The organism is Buttiauxella cochleicola (genome assembly GCF_021282435.1).
GTDB classification, from domain to species: domain Bacteria; phylum Pseudomonadota; class Gammaproteobacteria; order Enterobacterales; family Enterobacteriaceae; genus Buttiauxella; species Buttiauxella massiliensis.
Genome location: NZ_JAJSOT010000001.1, coordinates 517,570 through 540,332 on the forward strand (window position 1 = coordinate 517,570; position 22,763 = coordinate 540,332).

Genomic DNA, 22,763 nt, shown 5'->3' on the forward strand with positions numbered 1-22,763 from the left:
CTCCTTACGCAATCAGTGAGTTATTGCCATTATTAGCGGCAAAGGTTGATGGTAATTCGAGAATGAAATCACCAATATTAACGCTGGTTGAGTTCACCCCGACTAAAGTAATGACATCAGCACCAACGGTAACGACGGTATTACCGTTGTTTCCTGTAATCGCGACATTGCCGTTAAAACTACCCGAAGTAATACCTAACAAACTTAAATCGAGGTAGTCCTGCCCGCCAACGGCGTTACTATCAAAACCAGTGATGCGGTCTTGTCCAAAGCTTGCGCTGAAGGCGAAGATGTCATTACCTGTGCCACCGTCCATGGTGTCATTACCCGCCTGGCCGTTGAGGATATCGTTGCCTATGCTGCCAGAAAGAACATCAGCACCTGCTCCACCAATCATCACGTCGTTGCCAATCCCACCCTGGAGGTTATCGGCACCATCGCCACCATCAAGGAAGTCATTCCCCAGCCCTCCGGTTAATTGGTCATTGCCTCCCATTCCAAACAAAAAGTCATTCCCGTTGCCGCCAGTAATGGTGTTGGCAATAGCATTCCCGGTACCGATGAAGCTGCCCTGGCCGGTAAACACCAGTTCTTCGATGTTATCGGTCAAGTCGTAGCTTGCGAGGTTGGTTCGGACAATATCTGTTCCGGCATTAAGACCTTCGATAACGATGTCGCCCGCGTTATCAACGATATAGGTATCATTTCCGGCACCGCCGGCCATGCTATCAGCTCCCAGACCACCATCGAGATCATCGTTGCCAGCATCTCCTTGCAAGATATCTTGTCCTGCTTCACCTGCCAGGCTGTCGTTGCCTGCACCACCAACCAACAAATCGTCACCCGCACGTCCAAGCAGGGTATCGTTGCCGCCTTCACCACGCAGGATGTCACTCCAGGCGGTGCCGATGAGAGTGTTACCAGCGTTAGATCCAATAATAAGATCGCCAACCGGCTGTGTAGCGGCAGATGTGAGGACAACAGGGGCGTTTCCTTCATCATCTGTGACTGTCACCACCACTTGCAGAGTCCTGCCAACCATCGCCTGAGCCGGAGTGAAGGTTGCCGCTGTGGCGCCAACAATATTCACAAACCCGGTCGCAGTGCTCATTCTCCATTGATAATTAAAGTTACCGCCGGTCAAACCGTCCGCATCAGCAATACCGGAGACAACAGCAGTAAGCGTGACGCTTTCGGTCGGTGTCAGGTCATTAATCACCGGAGCACCGGTAGTCGGTTGGTCGCGCACCATAACGGCCTGGGTTTGAGCCGAAACCAGGGTTTCAGCATCTCCCATACGGTCATTGAAACTGGCCACCACACGCAGTGGAGCACCCAAAATAGCGCCAGGGACTCTGAACTCCTCACCAACGGCCTGATCACGCCATTGGCCATTGGTAAATGCCTGCCATGTCAGCGTGATAGCTGCGTTAGCCGCAATACCGTTCCCATCCTGCAGATTCGCCAGGTTGACTCGCAGGAGGTCGCCAACTTCTGGTGTTGGGTTATCAATGGTGAGATTGCCTGTAGCCTGTTGTGCTGTTACCCACAACTGTTCACCGTTGCCAAACTCCACTTTTTCGATGTTCAGCAGGCGGTCAACGCCGTCATCAAAATTCAATGCGGCGTCGGGGGTAGCATGGTCAACCCGGAGGCTACCATCTGGCATACGGGTAAAGGCATAGTTGCTACTGACATCGCGGTACACCGCAACGTCGGTTTCAGAGCCATTACCCTCACGCAAGATCTCACGCACTATCGAGAGTTGATGCGGTTTTAAGGTGCCTGCCAGCATGTAAGATTTCAGTTCGTTCATGCTGTCTGCACTGGTGATGCCCGGCATTCCGCTGACGGCAATTCGCACGTTCAACCACGAGTCGCCATCAATAATATCGTTGCCCGCTTTACCGGTTATGCGGTCGCTGCCACCACCGCCGAGCAAAATATCACTGCCATCATCGGGGTTAACCAACACTGCATTAGGGTCCGCGGAGTGTGCAACACCGAGAATGGCCTGCAGACCGCTAATCCTGTCAGCACCTTCCTGGGTAAGATTGTTGGAGAGCGGGGTGCCCAGAACCGGTGCAGTCCCGAGAGGTTGTTCGGTGCCAACTAACACGTCGTTGTGTTTCCAGCCCGATAACCCCTCAACCAAATCGAAGCGATCCCGCAGGATAAACTCTTGTTGGTTAACGAAAATTGGAATACCGAGGTCGGAATTAGCACCATGCGGATCGCCTTTATGGATTGCCCAGTCGAAACCGGCCATGCCATTGTTGCGCTGAATTCCGGCGCCCTGAACCATGATGTCGTCGCCAGCTTCGCCATCGTAGTCCGTATCGTTACCCTGGCCGTTAAGCACATCGTGGCCAACGATCGTACTGTTGAAGAACAGCTCGGAGTTTTCACCCGTCAGTGAGTCAAACCCGTCACCACCTTCCAGCCAGTCATCGCCTTCGTTACCGAGCAGAGCATCAGCGCCGGAGCCACCCAGAACAAAGTCATTGTCCCGGCCAGCAAAGACTTCCTGGGCATCTTCGCCAACCACCACAAAATCACTGCCACTGCCGCCGAATACCAGATCGTTACCGTTACCGGAGAAGATGACATCATGACCTGCGTCGCCGTGCAGGAAGTCTGCATCGCCAACTGGCGTGCCGGTGTCGGTAATAATGTCATTACCATCACCACCGTGAACCACATCCGCTTCGTCGCCACCATCAAGGCGGTCATCGCCACCATCACCCCACAGGCTGTCGATGCCTTTACCGCCGATTAACGTATCGTTACCAGCAGAACCACCGAGCACCACATGCCCATCGCCGGTGTATTTAAGGTAAGCGCCGTCAGCTGCGCCATCGCCGTTAACATCCTGAGTGGCAGCGCGTCGTGTCAGCAAAGGCGATAAGAGATCTTTTAATGGGTTACCCCACGTTGGGTCAGCTTCTGTTTGCAGAGCCCGGTTCACTTCGAGAATATGGTCTGGAGTCTGGAATAGGTTAGCGGGCAGGTGAGATGAACCATTTTCCCCAAGGTCGCTGTTGCGCATAACCAGCGCGGAGAATGAGTTGGCTTCCAGCTCGTTGAGCATGTTCAGACCCTGAGCTCGGCTCAGATAGTAGAAGCGGTCGCCGTCTTGCAGCATTTCCATTTGCGTTTCAAAGACAAAGTTGAAGGTAGAACCCAGCATCCCACCAAACTCGTTCTTCCGCTCAGCAAGCCCACCAATCCAGAAGTCGACCATGTTCAAGCCAGACTCTTTAGTGGCCCACGCGCCGGTACTGTTGAAGAAATCCATCGCATCGGCAGGCGGTTGGGAAGTGCCATCGCCAAACAGCAGGAAGTTCACCGCATCGCGTTTGCCTTCAATGGTGGTAGCGCCAAGAATCAACTCATGCTGACCGTAAGCAGCCATAAAGTTGATGATGGAGGCCGGGTTTTTCAGGTATGTAGTGAAGTCGGCCCAACTGGTATAAGGGCGCAGCTCACTGTTGCCGCTAAGTTCAAAGAACTGCTCACGGGCCTGGTTCAGTGTTGGCATTGCCGTATCACGGCCACGAGCAATGTTAAGAGCACCTAAATCAAGCGGTAAACCGATAAGGTTATTACGCAGCGCATCGGTAATAAATTCATCAATTTCGTTACCGACTTGCCGTGTCATACCGCGAACAATCGCGCCGATTGCTTGTTCATCGGAAACCGCGCCACCGTTGATTTCATTAAAGGCGACTGGGTTCAGGAACGCTTCAATTAGGCCAATGTCACCGTTTTGCATATCGATATCGGTACGCGCTACGGTTTCTGTCAGCATCGAGTGGCCAAAACGGTAAACCACGTGTGCGAATTCAGCAAAAATCAGCGGGTTAATGTCTGCCGTATTGGAGAACACAAACGGGTCAACAGCAGGCTGTACGGTGCGGGCGAATTCTTCGAAGACCAGGTGCTGATACTGCATCTCCGTGCTGAAACGACCTGCCTGGAATAAATACTCACCATTCCAGACCAGGGTGCTGGTATCGGCTGGAAACTCAGTTATCTGGTGCGCTGGCATCAGCCATTGGTTGATAAGATCGATATCACCGGTTGCCAGCAGGGTGGTTTTATACTCTTCCACCAGGCGATTATGCTCGCTGTGGAAGACGGCATGCACCGCGGTTAAACCGATGTTTTCATTGCCACGTCCATCACCGGTGATGAAGTGGCGGTCGAGCAGTTCGTCATCGTAGGTTCCGGCGACCTGAACGCCACCAATCACATCATCGTCATCGGCCAACAACCCTGCTTTTGGTGCAGCGGTATGAGCAATGTCGTCCAGGAAAGCATGCCCGGTGCGCAACGTTCCTGGGGGTAGGAAATCACCATTCGCTTCAACCAACCCGGAAGTGGTAACGATCTGCACTTTGCCATTTTCACTTAAGATCAAGTTGCCGTAACGGTCAGTGGCCAGCAGCGGAACATTAAACACGTCCTGATCGGTGAGTTTAATTCCAAGCATGGTTTCAGCCTGGTTTTTGACATCAGCCCAGGTTGCCAGCCCACCGTTCGCACCACCTAATAAATTGCCGGTAGGTTCAGGTTTACCATCAATCATGACGTATTCGCGGATGAAAATCTGATGTGAAGGGTGGGAGGTATAGGTTTGGTTTTGATCGATGAAGGGGGTGGTGAGGTTGACAGTTTCATGGTTAGCATCAACCTTTGCCCTGGTTAATACCATGAAGTTAGTGGGCGAACCTTCTACATATAGGGGGTCATCAGGTTGCAGCGGAATGAATACAATGCCGTTTCCCTCCTTTGGAATTAAATCCAGGCCGTGGTCAAAGAACTGCCCGAATAGTGTCATCCAGCCATTGAAAGCAGGGGATAAACCCACATCCGGAGACAGGTTAGGAATCGACAAGCTTCCATTTGCCGATGTGGTTCCTCCTCCAGGGGCATCTTGTAACCCGTTATGCGCTTCGACCGCAGCCGGGTTGGACGCGGTTTGGTCCGATATCAAGTTACTGATAATACGCGGGTCGGCATCAACGACCGTGCCACCGAGTTGGGTATAACTGGTCATGGCATCTGCATCCTGCCAGTTCAACTCGGTTAGTCTTGGCATGTTTTGATCGGCTGAACCGTATAGCTCCTGACCCGGAAGAAGGTTATTCCACGAGCCATCTACGGTACGGATACCGTAGGGTAATAACGGACTGGAAACTAAATCTCGAAGTGCATCGCCATTGACACTTCCGTCTGGGTTTGTCGCTGCTTCAGATATCTTTATCTGCTTGAGAATAAAAGCAAGATCGTGCAGCGTGACAGTAAAGTCATATTGTGAGGCCATAAATAATTACCCCTATCTTTACCTTGAACTAGCTATCATCACTCGTCCCGTCTTTTTCAAAAAAGGCAGGAGAATGAACCGTGTGTATTGAAATGAGTTATCGAGTTGCAATGTCGCAACCAAGGTCCTTTTTTATGTAATTAAAATATTGGCTACCTTATAAGAGTTATTCTCCCTGTGGAAATAGTTAGCTGCATAAGTTTATTTCCTCGCTTGCAAAGATAATTTTAATTAAGTTACAGGCAGCCTCAGTCTTTTGAATTTGCAGGTGCATTCAAGGCGGAGGGTTTTAAATATTAATGATTCATCTGGATGGCTGAGGTTTTTACCCTATATGACACATTTGTTATATTAATAACTATGGTTTTACTTTGAGTTACTTCTCTCATGCTTTTTTATGAGAAAAAATAAAAGTTGAAACAATTCTGACGAACAGTAATCACAATACGTTATTTTCTTCATGTGATGGGGGTAGGTGGCAAGTTTTTCTTACGGGGTTAGGTGAGGACGGATAATATAATAGGTTGATAAGTCTCATTTTTAAACACTGTAACCATGAGTTAGACGTTTAGCCTTTTGCCAAAAACAGCCAAATGATAAAAAATCTCATCATTCATAATAATAGGTGATGTTTTCATTTCTTTACGTTTTGATTCTATGTCGGCTAAGTATTTATGCTACCACTTTTATAAAAATCATTAATATCACTATATCGATGGTGGGGTATTTTCATTACGTAATAACACTGTGCAATTAGCATGCTGATTTTGCTGTCATCCCGGAGTAGGGATGACAGCGTACTTTTCTATTTTCTGAAGCCGAGCATTCAAGAAATGGAAAATTGATACTATTGCTGCACGATTAAATATCATCAAAAGTATGGTCAACAACAATCTCAAGGGTTTTACGCACGATGTCGATGGTGACGACATCATCAGTGGATTCAATAGCCTCAATCAAACGCTGAATTATGGCTTTATTAGTTAAATGTCCATCAGTAGCAAGAATGCTGCGTATTACCGCTCCGAGTAATACGGCCTCATCAGCCAGCATGTCGCCAGCGTTACGAAAATATGCGGTCAAAGCTGTGTTTGGCAGGGTGGCATAAATTTCTGATTTATGAAGCGTCATCTGGGTCATTTACTTTCACCATGAGTAAGTTGAGTGTGTAGGGCAGTCAGTGTTTTTTACTGCTGCCAGGATCAGGGCTATCGTCGAATAACGGATATGCCTTGTTTTTATGTTTTATCGGGCTCTCCATGTCCCACTGCTGTTGAGCCGAAACTGAAGTACGTCGAGAAATGCCCAGGCGTTGGTGACTGATATCGGCAATGACATCCGCTATCACATTTCGCCTCTGTGCATCTCTTTCTGACGCTTCCATTGTTTGCAGTCTTTCAATCAGGGACCGGGTACTGATGGGTCCGTTATCGTAAAGGATTGATAAAACTGCTTCTCCAATCAGTTGATCGATTTGTTGCTCTCTTTTACTTCTGCTCATAACTGCGTCTCTTCTTGCCACCGTGTTTCGTTACCGAAATGTGGCTTGAAATCAGCCCTCGCTCAGGAGGTCAGCTGAAGGTTGCCAGGCTTTCTATATTGCCCGAAATAATGCTCCCGCAAGTGTTGATCTAAAAAGCCAGTAATTTGCGCTATAGCCGTTTGAACTTAACGGTCAAAAAGCAGGCCAATCAAAGTGTGGTAGTGACTCTCTTCTTCAGGACCTGATGCTTCTTCAACCCGACGTAACAATTTTGTGCAGATTGCTTTGCGGTTCAAACTGCGTCCGTCGCTCAGGATCTCCACTACGATTTGTCCCAGAGTTTCCTGCTGAGAAGGCAGGGCTGCTTTGGAGAAATATCGGGTGATAGCGTTAGCTGTATCGGGTACGTAGTTGTTCTGTTGCATCAGTCACTCCTGTAAATATGCAGTATTTAGTAATATGTACAAATAAAGTTATACAATGATTAAAAAGTTGTACATAGAAAAGTGTAAGGATTTTTCTTAAAAGCTTAAGCATTAAATGCTATACATTTAATTTCAATTAGTTAGCGTGATAAGTAGTTTGGGTCTACAACGTTTACTGTATAGGTTAAGCATTTCATGGCCTCCGCAATGACCAAAAACATGCGAGTTCATGCGTACACATGTTCATTTATTGTTAATAAGTTATTAATTTTAATGTATTTTAAGTGGGTGGTTTGGCAAGTCATCTGCTACTGTAAATGCCTAAACAGCTTTCTATTGGACACAGCATGCTTACAACCATCATTTACCGCAGTCATATCTGTAAAAACGTACCGTTTCAATCGGTTACAGATATGGTTGCCGCTGCAAATGTTAAAAATGACCAGGCCGACGTGACTGGCATACTGCTGTTCAACGGCACGCATTTCTTTCAGATGATTGAAGGCCCGGAAGAGAGCGTTTTAAGTATTTACCAACATATTTGCCAGGATAATCGCCACTACAACATTGTTGAGCTGCTTTGTGATTACGCGCCCGCGCGGCGGTTTGGAAAGACGGGGATGGAACTCTTTGATTTAAGAGAGTACGACAGGGATGAAGTGCTACAGGCTGTGCTGGATAAAGGGACCTCGAAGTACCAGCTATTCTACAACGATCGCGCGCTTAAGTTTTTGCGTACATTTGTTGAAGCCACTGAAAAAGAAAACTATTTTGAAATTCCGCCAGCGGACTCCTGGGTGTTTATCCCGGACAAAAAAGGGGTTCATACCGAAGCGGTTGTTGCTGATAACACGGCAGATTGTAGTTTCGCTTTTCAGCCTATGGTTGACCCGTTTGCTCAGAAAATCTTGTCCATTGAAGCTTTGCTACGCACCCCGAGCGGAGATTCCACAGCCACCTATTTTGCAGGATTAAGCGGTAAGACACTTTACGAAGCGGATCTCAATAGCAAAAAAGTCGCCTTTGCGATGGCGAGTGCGCTCAAACTTGGCGAGCAGTCTGTTTCGGTTAATTTGTTGCCAATGACGCTGGTGATGATTCCTGATGCGGTTGAATTCTTGTTAAAAGAAATTCAGACAAATGGACTTGTTCCAGAGCAAGTAACCGTAGAGTTTACTGAGAGCGAGGTGATATCGCGCATTGACGAGTTCACCGATGGAATCAGACAACTCAAAGCAGCAGGGATTAGCGTAGCGATAGACCACTTTGGCGCCGGATTTGGTGGGCTTTTGCTGCTGTCACAGTTTCAGCCAGACAGAATTAAAATTAACCGCGCGCTGATTAAGGATGTCCATAAAAGTGGCCCACGGCAGGCAATTATCCAGGCCATTATCAAATGCTGTGCATCGCTTGAGATATCCATTTCGGCGGTTGGAGTGGAGAAGGCTGAGGAGTGGATGTGGCTGGAATCAGCCGGAATCTCGCATTTTCAGGGCAACTTATTTGCCTGTGCCCAACTCAGTGGCATATCTGCCGTAGCCTGGCCTGAAAGGAAAGCAGATCTCTAATTCAGGTTGTACAATGTAAAAAAGGTTGTACAACCAGCACGGAGTCGTTAGTTTCAACATGGACGTTTTAAGCTCACAACGAGGGATTAATGACCTTATACAGTATCGGTGAAGTTGCCGAACGATGCGCAATCAACCCTGTCACGCTGCGTGCGTGGCAACGCCGTTATGGATTATTCAAGCCGCAACGCAGTGAAGGCGGACACCGCCAGTTTGATGACGAAGATATCCTGCGCATTGAAGAGATTAAACGCCTGATAAAAAGTGGTGTGTCCGTAGGGAAGGTTAAAGCACTGCTTGAAGCGAGTCAGGAGATGACTCATGACCATGAGGCATGGCGCTCACAGCAGGAAGAAGTGATGACTGTACTGCGCCTTGTACAACCCGCAAAACTCCGCACAAAAATTGCAGATTTAGGTCAAGTATTTGCTGTTGATACCCTCATAGACCATGTTTTTATCCCGGTACGTCAGTGTCTTAGCCTTGATAAAAATACCGCAAGGGCAATGATTAGCCTTCTTGATGGATTGCTGATTGAGTACGTAATCCAGCGTCTCGCTGACTCTAGAAGCAAAGAAGGTAAGGACACATTACTGATCGGCTGGGAAAGCGAGGACAGAACCCGTCTTTGGCTCGAGGCCTGGCGTCTTTCACAGCATGGCTGGCGTCCTGATGTGCTGGCCGATCCTCTGGATTCACCTCGACCGGAACTATTTCCAGGCCAGCATATTTATGTCTGGACAGGGAAGGTACTAACTTTGCGTCAACAGGAACAACTGGAACACTGGCAGAAGCAAGGCTTCGCCATTAAGTTTCATTCAGGCCAGTAACCAAATCGTGAGCTATAACCCTGAATAAAAATGCAGAACGTGGTTAATAGATAGCTTCGCCCGAGTTCAGGCTTAGCTAACAGGATGCAATATGGAAAATTACGCGAACAAAAGCGGTGATTCACAAGTTGTCAGTTTCCAGATTGATACCAACTCGATCAAAGTCCGTTTTAAAAATAATCACGTGTATCTCTACGATCTTCGCCATCCAGGACCTGAACATCTGGAAAAGATGAAAGAGTTGGCTCGAGCTGGATGGGGCCTGAATACTTATATAGAAAGCGAAGTAAAATCCGATTACTCATCAAAAGTGTTTTAGCACGCAATACGGAACTGTGGATGGCTGCCAGTCAGCTATTTCAGTTCCGTTTTGTTTCCTGGTTTCAACCAAGGGCAATCGCATGCGAATCTGGTAAAGGATGAGGTGAGTTAGTCTGATGAGTACTGAGATGGTAGTGAGTTTGTATCCTGACACTCAATTTAACATAATATACATTATGCGCACCAAGATAAGATAAGGCGCAATCCAGCGGTTTCGTGGTTGGTCTTATTGCATAACATGTTCGTTCATCTGTCGCCTGGTGCGCATAACGGCTGAAATGTCTTGCGGCCTTTTATCTGAACTACGGGTCGTCCTGTTGTTTTTCTTTGGGACCCGATTTAAATGAAACGACTGATACTGACCCTGGCTGCAACTACATGACTGACCGTTACTGAACTTGTAATGGCTGACAACATCGTCTGTCATGATAACTGGAGCATTGAACGAAATGTTACCGGAAGTGCTGACAGCGGATTTCTGAGTTACGTAAAATATGCTGGCGCAATAAAACTGCTCCATCACGGCAAGCTGATTTCTCAGAAACGCATCCAGGATATCCAACAGCATGTTTATCAAACTTGTGGCAGCCCGCTTATTAATTATGAATTTAATGTCCATCGCCAACTTGAGATTGGCGATGAACTTGAAACTATATTCACATGGCGAGAACCAAGGGAATCCTCAAAACCCATTAATCTTCAATATGATAAGTTTCTATATTTGATTGAGTATCCGCTGCGCTATCGGTAAATATGTGGATATATGGCATTACTCAGATGACCGTAAGGAAATCAAATTTCATGGAGTATCACTTCCCTACTCCACCTATGACCCTCTTTCAGAAAGTGACCAGAGAGCAGTCGCTAGTACCGGTCATAAATCTCATTACAACTGGAATACCCCTTCGATGGTCATACGTGCGTAACCATGCAATTCCACACGCCCGTCATCACGAACCGCACAGCGCAACGATCCCTTACGCTTCCCGCCTTGCTGAGCGGTCAGTACATTTTTTCCCGTACGTGCCGCCCAGAAAGGAGCGAGGAAAGTGTGTGCCGAACCCGTTACCGGATCTTCGTTAACACCGACCTGCGGGCCGAACCAGCGAGACACAAAATCAAACTGGTTATCAGCGGCGGTTACGATCACACCACGGGTATCGAATTCTGCCAGTCTATTAAAGTCCGGGTTGAGCCCTTCGATGATAGTTTTGTCATCTACCAGCACAATGAGATCATCTGATTTCCACACTCCGATAACGCCGTCTTTAATGCCAAGCGCTTCCAGCAGTCCGTCAGGGGTATCAATTTCAGTGGCCGATTTAGCCGGGAAGTCCATGCAGAGCTCATCTCCCTTCTTACTCACCGTCAATACGCCGCTACGGGTGTGGAAACGAATAGTCTCTTTTTCGTAGCCAAGTTTGTTGAACAGTACCCACGACGCCGCCAGTGTGGCATGGCCACACAAATCCACCTCGACCGCAGGCGTACACCAGCGAAGTTGGTAGCCATCCTCCACCGCCACAAAAAAAGCGGTCTCAGAAAGGTTATTCTCCGTGGCGATTGCTTGCAGAACATCGTCGGAAAGCCACTCGGTTAACGGGCAAACACCCGCAGGATTACCCCCAAAACGCTGAGAGGTGAAGGCATCAATCTGATAAAAAGGAATTACTGTTGTGTCAGGCTTTGTCATTTAATTTATCCAGATAGTTATAAATGGTATACCGGGTAACGCCCAGCGCTTTTGCTACATGATTAACGCTGCCTTTAATCTTGAAAAAGCCCTGTGCATATAATTCAGAAATGACCCGCTTCCTGAAATCGATTTTACTTTCTGAACCTGTTGGCCTGAATTTTGAAATAACGTCATCCAGGGATTTATCCCGAATCTCTCGCAGCGGATTGTCAGGCGTTTCGGCCGCTGCGGCCGGGTGAAGTAGATAGTCCAGATCGCGTTTAAGTTTTAACACCACGTCCATATCGACGTTAATACAGAAGGCTACTAACGGTACGCCATCTTCACTGTAATAAATCGTCGATGCGCTGTTCAACGTTGTGCCCGACAGAGTAGTAGTCATGTATCCACTGAAAACCTGACTTGGAACACGCTGCGAAGCATTAAGTAAGCCTAAGAATCCTGTGTCATCTTCGGGGCCTGACAATAACGCATCTCCTACTTTCCTGCCGCTGACGTGCCCATTAACGATGTTTACCACGGACGATTCAGGGCGGGTAAGATCATGCAGCACCGCTTCGGTGTTCAACGGAAGCGTGCTTCTTAGTGCTTCAAGAGAAGCCGTCAGAATAGTGATTAAGCGTTCGCGTTCGTCTCTCATTTTAATCTCTCCATCAGGCTACGGCCTGGACTTCTATTTCGACGTCCAAATCGAAAGCAAGGCGGCTGGTGACGACGCTCCTTGCGGGGAAACCCTGCGGAAAGAACGTACTGTATGCGGCGTTGAATTCGCTGAAGTGATCCATGCTACTTAACCAAACCTGGACCTTCACAATATTTTCCAGCGTCGTTTGCGCTCGCGCCAGGGTTTCCCTGATGGAGTGCAAGATATGCCCGGTCTGTTGGGTGACAGTTCCATACAGCGGCTCACCTTCGGGGCTCATGGCGACATGGCCTGAAAGAAAAATAAACCCGTTCACCTGCACGGCATCTGAAAAGGGAAAAGGCTTGGTAGTGGGATAGCGTACAATAGACATGCTTCAGATGAGCCCTATAGGAAGTTTAGTGGCACGGTAGCATGACTTTATTTAAAATTAAACAAAATTTGTTTTTTAAACAATTGTTGAATTTACTGGCGTCACTAATGTATCAATCACTCGGCAAAACGGTCACGCTATTGATACGGCAACTCACCTCTTTTCGATATCTTTGATTGCATATGAAATCCACCGCCCGGTTAAGGGCGGCGGTAATCAATTACTGAGAGTAATGCTCTGGTTTGGCAATCAAGTGGTCCAGCGAGTAGCTTGTTGAGCCATGCGAGTCATGAGAAATCTGGATATGTGGTGCATCAACGATAGGTGCCACCGTTGGCGAGTGCACCACATGATTGCCAGCATCCCCTTTTTCGTGACCTTCGCCGCCCTTGATATACTGAGTAATATCATTAACTTCATGCAGCTCATGAGCGAGATCACTCAAATCCACTTTCCCATGATCGCCACTCTCTTTAATGCCATAGATATGATGACCTTCATCGCCATGATGCCCTTTCGCATCATGATGCAGATTAAAGAAAAGGGACTCATTGCTATCAGCAAATAAATTGCTTAAGCCATGCTCGTGTGAACCATGGTGGTGCGGCTTATCATCTGCCACATCTTGTTGAGGGTGTTGCGTACCAACGTTTTGTGATTGTGGGTTCACGTTGATATTTTCATCGTGTGCCATCGTCTGAACATGTGTATTGCCATGCCCGCTTTCAAACGCGGCAACATGTGCCGAAATGTCGTAGCTCAAAGGGCTACTATTGTCATGAATCAGCGAACTGTAATGGTGTTCATTGACTACGGTAGTGACTTTATCGCCATCATGAACATCACTCGCGACCTGACCGGTAAGCGGAGCATGTGCCGGGTTGTGTCCATTAGTGTCTTGATGCGGTGCTACTGGATCGATAGTGACCGATACACCAACTCGTGTGTCGACTGCGAAGTGATGGTTTTCGGTGATCGTCGTGTGGTTATTCGCCGCGTCGGTAACGCCCATAGTGACTTTCACGGTGTTATCACCTTCGTGTAACCAGTCTTTATCGACAGGAACGTGGTAACCCAGATGGCCGTTAATCATCTCGACTTTCGCATCGACGAAGTGACCGTTAACATCAAGCCTGACCTCATCGCCTACTTTTGCATCACCGCCCACTTTACCGTCAACGAATAGATGTTGTGACTCTTGCCCGTTAACGACATTGTCTCCGGCAATTGGGGCAATAGTCATAGTCGCGTCGGCATGGGTATCAAGTACCACATTCTGGTGCCCATTAACCGTTATCGTATTACCGGCATCATCCGATGATTTCACGCTCACGTGCACATCGTTATTGCCTTCGTTCAGCCAGCCTTTATCGATACGCGCGTCATAGCCCAGATGCCCGTCAACCATCTCCACTTTTGCATGAACGGTGTGGCCATTCACATCAAGCGTTACGTCATCACCGAGTTTGGCATCACCCCCTACTTCACCTTTAACGAAAATATGCCCTGACTCTTTCGCGTTAACGGTATTGTCGCCAGCCACATTGTCAATTGTGATCGACGCATGAATCTGGGTATCAACTGTGAAGTGGTGGGTATCTGTAGATGTTGCGGGGTTACCTGCCGCATCCTGTCCCGTTACGGTGACATTGACCGTGTTATCACCTTCATGTAGCACGCTGTTATCAACCGGAATGTCGTAGGTCAGAGTACCGTTATGATCGACAACCTTGCCATGATAGATGTGGCCATTAATAGTGAGCGTGACTTCATCCCCGGCATGTACATCGCCGTCTACCGTACCGGTTATTGAGGTGGTGGAATTGCTTGCTTCTGCCATATTCACTTTATCGTCACCGGCAATGGTGCCAATGTGAATATGGTTTTCCGCTACCTGATCGATGGTGATGGTGTTGTTTTCAGTGATTGTCAGGGTATTACCATATTGGTCAACACCCGTTACCGTATAAGTGATGTTCGGGTCCGCAAGTAGATCTGAGGTATTGGCATCAACGCTAAAGGTAAAAGTGCCGTCTGGCTGTTGATGTAGAATGCCAAGAAGATCGTTACCGTTAACGTGGACAATAACTTTGTCACCGTCATGTACATCGCCTGTGACTGTCCCGCTAATCGTCGTCTTCGTGTCGTGGCTTTCAGCCATATTCAGCACGTTATCGCCGGACACATTATTGAAATGCAAGGTCACGTCCGCATGATCATCAATGGTCAGTGTTTTATCACTATCAGCGGTAAATGTATTACCTGCCGCATCGGTGCCGGACACCTGCACATGAATGTGAGGGTCTTGTTGCAGATCATTGGTATTAACATCAGCGACGTATCCCAGCACGCCATTCATATTAGGCAGTGCTTCTACATGCGCGATGTATTGGTGACCGTTAACAGTGATAATCACTTCATCACCAATCTTCGCATCTCCGCCCACCACGCCATTCACCTTAGTGGTTGCTGATTGCAGATCCTGATGGCTAAGAACATCGTCACCCGATACCGTATTGATATCGATGGTTCCTGATGCGGTGGTATCAACGGTCACATGGTCAGTTGCCGTTTTAGTGATTGTGTTACCCGCATCATCATATCCGGTAACTTGAGCAGTAATTTTTCCGCCCTGATCCAGATCGCTGGTTAAAACATCGACGCTGTAGTTATCATTTTTATCAACAACTGCGTCATATTCATGGCCGTTGACCGTCACTTTGACATGGTCACCTGGATGTACATCCCCGCTCACCTTACCGGTGATTTCGGTATGGTCTTGCTGAGTATCGGCCAGGTTCAGAACATTATTATGCCCAACAGGATCGATGGTGACAGTCGCATCAACGTTGGTGTCCACCGCAACGGTTTGATGGTCGGTGACGGTAATCGAATTTCCTTCACCATCATGCCCTGTCACGCTGGCGGTAATATTGGGATCCTGAAGAAGATCGTCAGTACTCACATCGGTACTAAAACTCAATAGTCCTGTCTTAGGATCTCTGAATACCTGCGTTGTCACCTCATGACTATTGATGATTAAAGTGACGTTGTCACCGACATTCACATCCCCCGTTACGGTGCCGCTAACGTTGGTCGTCCCATTGTGGGATTCGGCAATATTAATCGTGCCATCGCCAGCCACCGTATTGATGTGGATCGTGGCGTTGACGTCGGTATCAACCGATATCGTTTTATCTGCGGAGGCGATAACACTACTGTCATCATGTGCCGCTACGGTCGCGATGATATCGGGGTTATTGAGCAGATCATTAGTTTCCACATCAATGGCATAGCCATATTCGCCCGGCAGGTTCGGCAGTTCAAATACGTGGCCGGTGTAGGTATGGTTGCCAATGTGGAGCGTCACATCGTCGCCAACATTAACATCGCCAGAAACCGTACCCCGAACTATCGTATGGTCGGCCTGAGATTCCTGCTGGTTAATCACATCGTTGCCCGCAACGGGGCTAATAGTGATATTTACATCCGTATTGTGAGGTGTTGTGCCACCGCCGCCGCCCGGTTGTGTCGGGTCACCCGGCAAATGAATATGAATATGGTCGACAGAAGTATTGGTATTCCCAAACGGGTCGGTTTCAGTGATTGATAACGTGATATCCGGATGTGCGTGTGCATCCCCGCTCCCCACGTTGAAAAGATATCCCAGTCCGCTCCCATCGGGTAATTCCACCACATTAGTGGTGAACTGATGCCCGGCAAAAGTATAGGTAATCGGATCGCCTACGTGGACATCGTTACCGCTGACATGCCCGGTGACGGTGTAGAAATCAGAACCATGCGGTGTTGAACTCCCGTGGTCAAGATGGACATCTGCGCGCGTATCAACACCCACGCCACGCTCACTGGTCGCAACGATAGTGTTTCCTGCCGCATCATGGCCGTTTACCGAGGCGGTAATGAGAGGATTTTTTTGAGAAAGCAAATCGTCGGTGCTGACATCAATGCTGTAGTTTAAGTTCTTATCGAGCGTGCCGTAGTAGTGCTGCCCGTTGATATCAAGATCAACCACATCTCCAGGATTCACATCACCTGTCGCGTGACCAGTAATTGTGGTTTTTGGGTCGTGGGCTTCATGATTATTAATAACATTATCATCGGTGACAGGGTCAATGGTGATGGTGGCATGCGCAGCGTCATCATGTGAAACATCGTGTGTCGTTCCAACCGTAATCGTGTTCCCTGCCGCATCTTTCCCATCGACAGTTGCAGTGATATGCGGATCAGCCAGCAGTCCTGCGGTACTTACGTCTACTGAGTAACCGAGTCCACCGTTGAGATACCCTTGCGGCCCGACCACGGCATCGTACTCAACGCCATTAACAAACACATGAACGATATCACCCGCGTGCACATCACCGCTGACTCTACCGTTAATCGTGGTGGTGCCGTTGTCTGACTGCTGTTCTTTACCATTGAGAACATCATCACCTGTTACCTTATTAATGGTGATGGTGGCATCCGCATGAGCGTCAATGCCTACAGAATCATCGGCAGTCCGAACATCATGGTTTTGCGCGGCATCAGTGACGTCAATGCTGGCGTGAATATGAGGGTCGGCCTGAATATCTGCCGTATCTACTGGGATGCGGTAGCCAAAAATCGGATTACCGTTGCTATCAACACCTTCATTTTCGACAAAGCCATGATAGGTGTGGCCATTCACCGTCAACGTTACCGGGTCGCCCACATGCATTTCACCAGTCACTTTACCCGTCACCAGGGTGAAATGATTGTGCAGTTCCATGTCGTTAAGCGTGTTATCCGAGGTCACCGGATCAATGGTGATATTGGCATCAATCTGAGTATCAACAATTATATGTTGCGTAGCGCTCACGTTAACCACGTTATTTGCATCATCGGTACCAGTGACGGTGACTTTAATATCGGGGTCTGACATCAGATCAAATGTACTGACCTGGAAACTGTATTCCAGAGCACCGGTATCTGGATCTCTGAATACATGGGTCGTCATATCAATACCGTTGATATCAAGATGAACCAGGTCGCCAACCTTGACATCGCCACCAACGGTACCCGTGATCGTTGTTGTGCCATTATGCGACTCAACGCCGTTGATCATATTGTCGCCAGTCACCGGATTGATGGTAATGGTCGCGTCAGCATGCAAATCAATGCGTACGTTTTCCGTCCCTGGAGTAAGCACCACGTTACCCGCATCATCATGACCACCGATGTATGCCGTTGGATGCGGGTCGGCGAGCAGGTCCCCTGGGGGAACATCAATGCTGTAACCTAACGCCCCATTTTGATGCGGCAGCTCATAAACAGTCCCCACGTAGGCATGCCCGTTGACGATAATGATTACTTCATCGCCAACACGCACATCACCGTTCACCGTGCCGGTAACCTTGATGTAGTTCTGCTGAGATTCTGAATAATTGATGATGCCATCGCCGGTAATCGGATCAATGGTGATACTCGCTGCCGCATGGTTATCGATATGAACGGTGTGGTCAGTGCTCTGGGTAACTTCATTGCCTGCCGCATCATAAGCGGTAACGGTGGCGATGATTTTAACGTTGCCGTCCAGCTCTTTCAGGTTGTCACCGAATGCCGAAGAATCTACCGGGATTTGATAACCAAGATGGCCGTTACCTAAATCGACCACTTTGCCGGTGTAAATATGGCCGTTAATATCAAGAACGACCTTATCGCCTACTTTCGCATCGCCGCCGACATCGCCCGTCACCAGTTGCTTAGGCGTGTTCAGCTCATCGTAATTCAGTGTCGGGCCAGCGCTAAGATCGTGAATATTGATAGAGGCATCGGCATGAGTGTCGAGCGTGACGTGGGTATGTTGGTTCGCCACTGCAACATTTCCTGCAACGTCAAAGCTGGTCACCGTCACCGAGACATCATTGTCGCCCTCATGCAGAATGCCCGGCGGGACGGGCACCTCGTAGTGCAAATGACCGTCAGCACCCGCCACCACCACGCCATCGTAATTATGGCCATCGATAGTGACCACGACTTTGTCGCCCGCTTTTGCATCTTTCCCGTTAACATCACCAGTAATCATGGTGTCATGCTGCGATTCACCATGGTTAACCACGTTATCGCCCGCCACCGTATTGATGTTCAGTCCGTTGTAAGCATGGTTATCGACATGAATAGTGTGATCGGTGCTCGAAATGGCTTCGTTGCCAGCGGCATCATGAGAGATGACAGTCACCGTAACGGAAACATCTTTATGCAGAATGGTGTTGTTATCACCGAATTCTGATGAAGGAACCGGGATCTTATAGCCCAGCTTGCCGTTACCCATATCGACAACGTGGCCCACATAATAGTGACCGTTAATCTCCAATGTGACTTCATCACCGAGTTGCGCATCACCGCCGACAAAACCGGTAATAGTCTGATTATGTTGGCTCAACTCACTGTGGTTCAGGGTGTTGTCCTGGGTGACGTCATTCACAGTGACGGAAGTGTTAGCTTGGGTATCAACCGTCACTGTCTGGTTGGCGATGGCAATCGCTTCGTTGCCCGCCGCATCAAAGCTGGTGACGGTCACCTTCACATCATTGCTGCCTTCGTGCAGCGCGCCGTCCGGTAGCGGCACTTCGTAATGCAGCTTGCCGTCAGAACCCTTCACCACCACGCCGTCATAGTCATGACCGTTGACGCTGACCACCACATGGTCGCCCGCTTTCGCATCGCCGCCCACATCGCCGCTGATAAAGGTCGGCATATGGGATTCATGGGCGTTCACTGTGTTATCGCCCGCCACCGGGGTAATGGTCAGGGTGTCACTGGCTTCGGTGTCCACCACCACGTTCTGGGTGGCGGTGGCAATCGCTTCGTTGCCCGCCGCATCAAAACTGGTGACGGTCACTTTGACATCATTGCTGCCTTCGTGCAGTGCGCCGTCCGGCAGCGGGACTTCGTAATGCAGCTTGCCGTCTGATCCCACCACCACAATACCGTCGTAGTTCTGACCGTTGACGCTGACCACCACATGGTCGCCCGCTTTCGCATCGCCACCCACATCGCCGCTGATAAAGGTCGGCATATGGGATTCATGGGCGTTCACTGTGTTATCGCCCGCCACCGGCGCAATGGTCAGGGTGTCACTGGCTTCGGTGTCCACCACCACGTTCTGGGTGGCGGTGGCAATCGCTTCGTTGCCCGCCGCATCAAAACTGGTGACGGTCACTTTGACATCATTGCTGCCTTCGTGCAGCGCGCCGTCCGGCAGCGGCACTTCGTAATGCAGTTTGCCGTCTGATCCCACCGCCACAATACCGTCGTAGTTCTGCCCGTTGACGCTGACCACCACATGGTCGCCCGCTTTCGCATCGCCACCCACATCGCCGCTGATAAAGGTCGGCATATGGGATTCATGGGCGTTCACTGTGTTATCGCCCGCCACCGGCGCAATGGTCAGGGTGTCACAGGCTTCGGTGTCCACCACCACGTTCTGGGTGGCGGTGGCAATCGCTTCGTTGCCGGCTGCATCAAAGCTGGTGACGGTCACTTTGACATCATTGCTGCCTTCGTGCAGCGCACCGTCCGGCAGCGGGACTTCGTAATGCAGCTTGCCGTCTGATCCCACCACCACAATACCGTCGTAGTTCTGCCCGTTGACGCTGACCACCACATGGTCGCCCGCTTTCGCATCGCCACCCACATCGCCACTGATAAAGGTCGGCATATGGGACTCGTGCGCGTTCACCGTGTTATCGCCCGCGACGGTATGAATGGTCACATTATTATTTGCCTGGGTATCGACGATGACATTCTGATTAGCGGTGGAAATCGCGATGTTACCGGCATCATCGACACCAGTAACCGTCACTTTGACATCATTGCTGCCTTCGTGCAGCGCACCGTCCGGCAGTGGGACTTCGTAATGCAGTTTGCCGTCAGGCCCTTTCACCACCACACCGTCGTAGTCATGACCGTTGACGCTGACCACCACATGGTCCCCCGCCTGCGCATCACCTGTGACATCACCACTGATAAAGGTCGGCATATGGGACTCGTGCGCGTTCACCGTGTTATCGCCCGCGACGGTATGAATGGTCACATTATTATTTGCCTGAGTATCGACGATGACATTCTGATTAGCGGTGGCAATCGCGATGTTACCGGCATCATCGACACCAGTAACCGTCACTTTCACATCGTTGTTGCCTTCGTGCAGCGCGCCGTCCGGCAGTGGGACTTCGTAATGCAGTTTGCCGTCAGCCCCTTTCACCACCACACCGTCGTAGTCATGACCGTTGACGCTGACCACCACATGGTCCCCCGCCTGCGCATCACCGGAAACCTCTCCACTGATAAAGGTCGGCATATGGGATTCATTGGTATTTACCGTGTTATCACCGGCTACGGTGTCTATGGTGATGGTATTGTGTGCGAGAGTATCGAGAGTAACGGTTTTGTCTTCGGTGGCGATCGCTTCGTTGCCGGCCGCATCAAAACTGGTGACCGTTACCTTCACATCATTGGCACCTTCGTTAAAGACATTGGTCGGCACCGGCACTTCGTAATGCAGCTTGCCGTGAGGCCCTTTCACCACCACACCGTCGTAGTCATGACCGTTGACGCTGACCACCACATGGTCGCCCGCTTTCGCATCGCCGCCCACATCACCGTTGATGAAAGTCGGCAGATGAGATTCGTTGGCGTTAATGGTGTTGTCGCCAGCTACCGTGCCAATGGTTACTGAGTTATGAATATCGAGATCAATATCGACATGATGATCGCTTGATGCCTGGGTAGTATTGCCCGCCGCATCTGTCGACGTCACTGTGGCATGGATATTGGGGTCTGCCAGCAACCCTTGTGTTGAGACATCAATCTGATAACCCAACTTACCATTACCAAGATCAACAACCACGCCGTCATATTCCTGGCCATCGACCATTAAGACCACTTTATCACCCACCGCAGCATCGCCGGAGACTGTGCCGTGAACAGAAGTCAAATTCTGATGGGACTCATTGATATTGATGGTGTTGTCAGATGTTACGTTATCAATGGTGATATGGTCTTGCGGGCCAACGGTATCAATGACAGCGTCGGCCGTGCTTGTTGCGGTGCGGCCTGCAACATCAGTTGCCGTGGCTAAAACAGAAATGTTGCCATCTGCCAGTCCACTTAAGTCAGGTTGTGTGGTCCAGTGGCCATCAATGACCGGAACATCAATCGTAATTGTATTATTTTGGCTATCTGTAAAAGTCAGAATGACGTGATCTTCATTGCTTGTCCCACTGACGTGAGCGTGGTCGATTTCATTTTTGTTAACATAACCATCGTTACCAGCAAAATCGTCGATGTGAACAAGGGGAGGAAGAACAGGAGAGGAACTTGAATCGTTGCCAGTCGTCAGCCCACTTTGAGGGAGGTTAATTTCTGGTGTTGGAACGCCTAACCCCAAGGTGTTGAAACCAGCAGAAGGATCAACCACTTTTCCCGTTAAATCTAATTGAACGAGGGTATGTCCGCCACCACCACCTTCAATATGTACCGGTGTTTCATTACCCGCAGCGGTCGCTTCTAATGCTTTTGTCGGGTCAACGCCATCGGTAATGGCTTTTTGCAAAGACGCGACATCCTGAGTGTCATGTTCGGCGGTATTAACTGCATTCACGCCATGTTCTGTCCAGTGGCTATTACGCCCCAGATCCATCGTCTTACCATTCGGCAGGGAGACACTAACCGCGCCACTGTCACCAGTAACAATCTCCTCACCACTAAATATTCTGTCACCTTCTATCAAGAGGCGCTGTGAGCCGTCTGCTTCAACTACATAAACCAGGCCAATTACAGCTTTAATCACACCAAGTAAATTGCTCACGAGCTACTCCTCTTGAATATTGTTGTTATTTTTATAAAAGCTACAATTAATTAAAAACCCTACAACACAATTCTTTCATTTGAATGTGCCAACAGAATACAAAATGCCCATTAATGGATATTTATAAGTATGAGCTTCTAAAGATGTAGAAAAAATACAATTTGTTGAATTTCACTATTGTAGCTTTGAAGGAGTCGTAGACATAATTGAAAGATGATGGGAAGTGAAACGGCGCATTGCAGAGT

General features: G+C 49.0%; 11 protein-coding genes and 1 pseudogene. 4 read left to right on the forward strand and 8 right to left on the reverse strand.

All coding sequences use genetic code 11. The features are described 5' to 3' along the window. Positions 1-4 precede the first annotated feature (4 nt). The 4 genes from LVQ77_RS02405 to ycgZ all read right to left on the reverse strand — a co-directional run bounded on the left by LVQ77_RS02405 (position 5) and on the right by ycgZ (position 7,237). Positions 5-5,329, reverse strand: coding sequence for a peroxidase family protein (locus tag LVQ77_RS02405; protein ID WP_232903555.1), 5,325 nt, complete (start codon positions 5,327-5,329; stop codon positions 5-7). A gap of 861 nt (positions 5,330-6,190) precedes the next feature. Further along, the gene (locus tag LVQ77_RS02410) at positions 6,191-6,469 is read right to left on the reverse strand and encodes a biofilm development regulator YmgB/AriR family protein (protein WP_034455564.1); all 279 of its coding nucleotides are present in this window, start codon (positions 6,467-6,469) and stop codon (positions 6,191-6,193) included. Between the two features lie 37 nt (positions 6,470-6,506). Beyond that, the gene (locus tag LVQ77_RS02415) at positions 6,507-6,830 is read right to left on the reverse strand and encodes a hypothetical protein (protein WP_232863735.1); all 324 of its coding nucleotides are present in this window, start codon (positions 6,828-6,830) and stop codon (positions 6,507-6,509) included. Between the two features lie 167 nt (positions 6,831-6,997). Continuing rightward, on the reverse strand, positions 6,998-7,237 hold the full coding sequence (gene ycgZ / locus LVQ77_RS02420) for a regulatory protein YcgZ (protein WP_064518920.1): 240 nt from the start codon (positions 7,235-7,237) through the stop codon (positions 6,998-7,000). Positions 7,238-7,584: 347 nt separating this feature from the next. Between ycgZ and LVQ77_RS02425 the strand changes: the two genes are divergently transcribed. The 4 genes and pseudogenes from LVQ77_RS02425 to LVQ77_RS22445 all read left to right on the forward strand — a co-directional run. Continuing rightward, a complete protein-coding gene (locus LVQ77_RS02425; RefSeq protein ID WP_232903556.1) occupies positions 7,585-8,805 on the forward strand; it encodes a diguanylate phosphodiesterase in 1,221 nt (406 codons plus the stop codon). An 89-nt stretch (positions 8,806-8,894) separates the two neighbouring features. Then, positions 8,895-9,635 carry a MerR family transcriptional regulator gene (locus tag LVQ77_RS02430; RefSeq protein WP_232863737.1) on the forward strand — a complete coding sequence of 247 codons (741 nt, stop codon included), beginning with the start codon at positions 8,895-8,897 and terminating at the stop codon, positions 9,633-9,635. A gap of 91 nt (positions 9,636-9,726) precedes the next feature. Continuing rightward, positions 9,727-9,954 carry a hypothetical protein gene (locus LVQ77_RS02435; protein ID WP_064518918.1) on the forward strand — a complete coding sequence of 76 codons (228 nt, stop codon included), beginning with the start codon at positions 9,727-9,729 and terminating at the stop codon, positions 9,952-9,954. Between the two features lie 606 nt (positions 9,955-10,560). Further along, positions 10,561-10,819: pseudogene (locus tag LVQ77_RS22445) on the forward strand (ISNCY family transposase); the annotation flags it as partial. Between the two features lie 23 nt (positions 10,820-10,842). Here LVQ77_RS22445 and LVQ77_RS02445 read toward each other — a convergent pair. The 4 genes from LVQ77_RS02445 to LVQ77_RS02460 form a co-directional block, all read right to left on the reverse strand. After that, the gene (locus LVQ77_RS02445) at positions 10,843-11,649 is read right to left on the reverse strand and encodes a PhzF family phenazine biosynthesis protein (protein WP_232863740.1); all 807 of its coding nucleotides are present in this window, start codon (positions 11,647-11,649) and stop codon (positions 10,843-10,845) included. Further along, positions 11,636-12,292, reverse strand: coding sequence for a helix-turn-helix transcriptional regulator (locus tag LVQ77_RS02450; RefSeq protein WP_232903557.1), 657 nt, complete (start codon positions 12,290-12,292; stop codon positions 11,636-11,638). Before LVQ77_RS02450 ends, LVQ77_RS02445 begins: the two co-directional genes overlap by 14 nt. Positions 12,293-12,305: 13 nt before the next feature. Continuing rightward, positions 12,306-12,668 carry a RidA family protein gene (locus LVQ77_RS02455; RefSeq protein WP_232863742.1) on the reverse strand — a complete coding sequence of 121 codons (363 nt, stop codon included), beginning with the start codon at positions 12,666-12,668 and terminating at the stop codon, positions 12,306-12,308. 220 nt (positions 12,669-12,888) lie between these two features. Continuing rightward, positions 12,889-22,518, reverse strand: a complete 9,630-nt coding sequence (locus LVQ77_RS02460; RefSeq protein ID WP_232903558.1) for a retention module-containing protein — start codon at positions 22,516-22,518, stop codon at positions 12,889-12,891. Positions 22,519-22,763 lie beyond the last annotated feature (245 nt).

Excerpts from the sequence above, each read along its gene's own strand:
- LVQ77_RS02405 (WP_232903555.1), bottom strand. The coding sequence starts at position 5,329 with ATGGCCTCACAATATGACTTTACTGTCACGCTGCACGATCTTGCTTTT.
- LVQ77_RS02410 (WP_034455564.1), bottom strand. The coding sequence starts at position 6,469 with ATGACCCAGATGACGCTTCATAAATCAGAAATTTATGCCACCCTGCCA.
- LVQ77_RS02415 (WP_232863735.1), bottom strand. The coding sequence starts at position 6,830 with ATGAGCAGAAGTAAAAGAGAGCAACAAATCGATCAACTGATTGGAGAA.
- ycgZ (WP_064518920.1), bottom strand. The coding sequence starts at position 7,237 with ATGCAACAGAACAACTACGTACCCGATACAGCTAACGCTATCACCCGA.
- LVQ77_RS02425 (WP_232903556.1), top strand. The coding sequence starts at position 7,585 with ATGCTTACAACCATCATTTACCGCAGTCATATCTGTAAAAACGTACCG.
- LVQ77_RS02430 (WP_232863737.1), top strand. The coding sequence starts at position 8,895 with ATGACCTTATACAGTATCGGTGAAGTTGCCGAACGATGCGCAATCAAC.
- LVQ77_RS02435 (WP_064518918.1), top strand. The coding sequence starts at position 9,727 with ATGGAAAATTACGCGAACAAAAGCGGTGATTCACAAGTTGTCAGTTTC.
- LVQ77_RS02445 (WP_232863740.1), bottom strand. The coding sequence starts at position 11,649 with ATGACAAAGCCTGACACAACAGTAATTCCTTTTTATCAGATTGATGCC.
- LVQ77_RS02450 (WP_232903557.1), bottom strand. The coding sequence starts at position 12,292 with ATGAGAGACGAACGCGAACGCTTAATCACTATTCTGACGGCTTCTCTT.
- LVQ77_RS02455 (WP_232863742.1), bottom strand. The coding sequence starts at position 12,668 with ATGTCTATTGTACGCTATCCCACTACCAAGCCTTTTCCCTTTTCAGAT.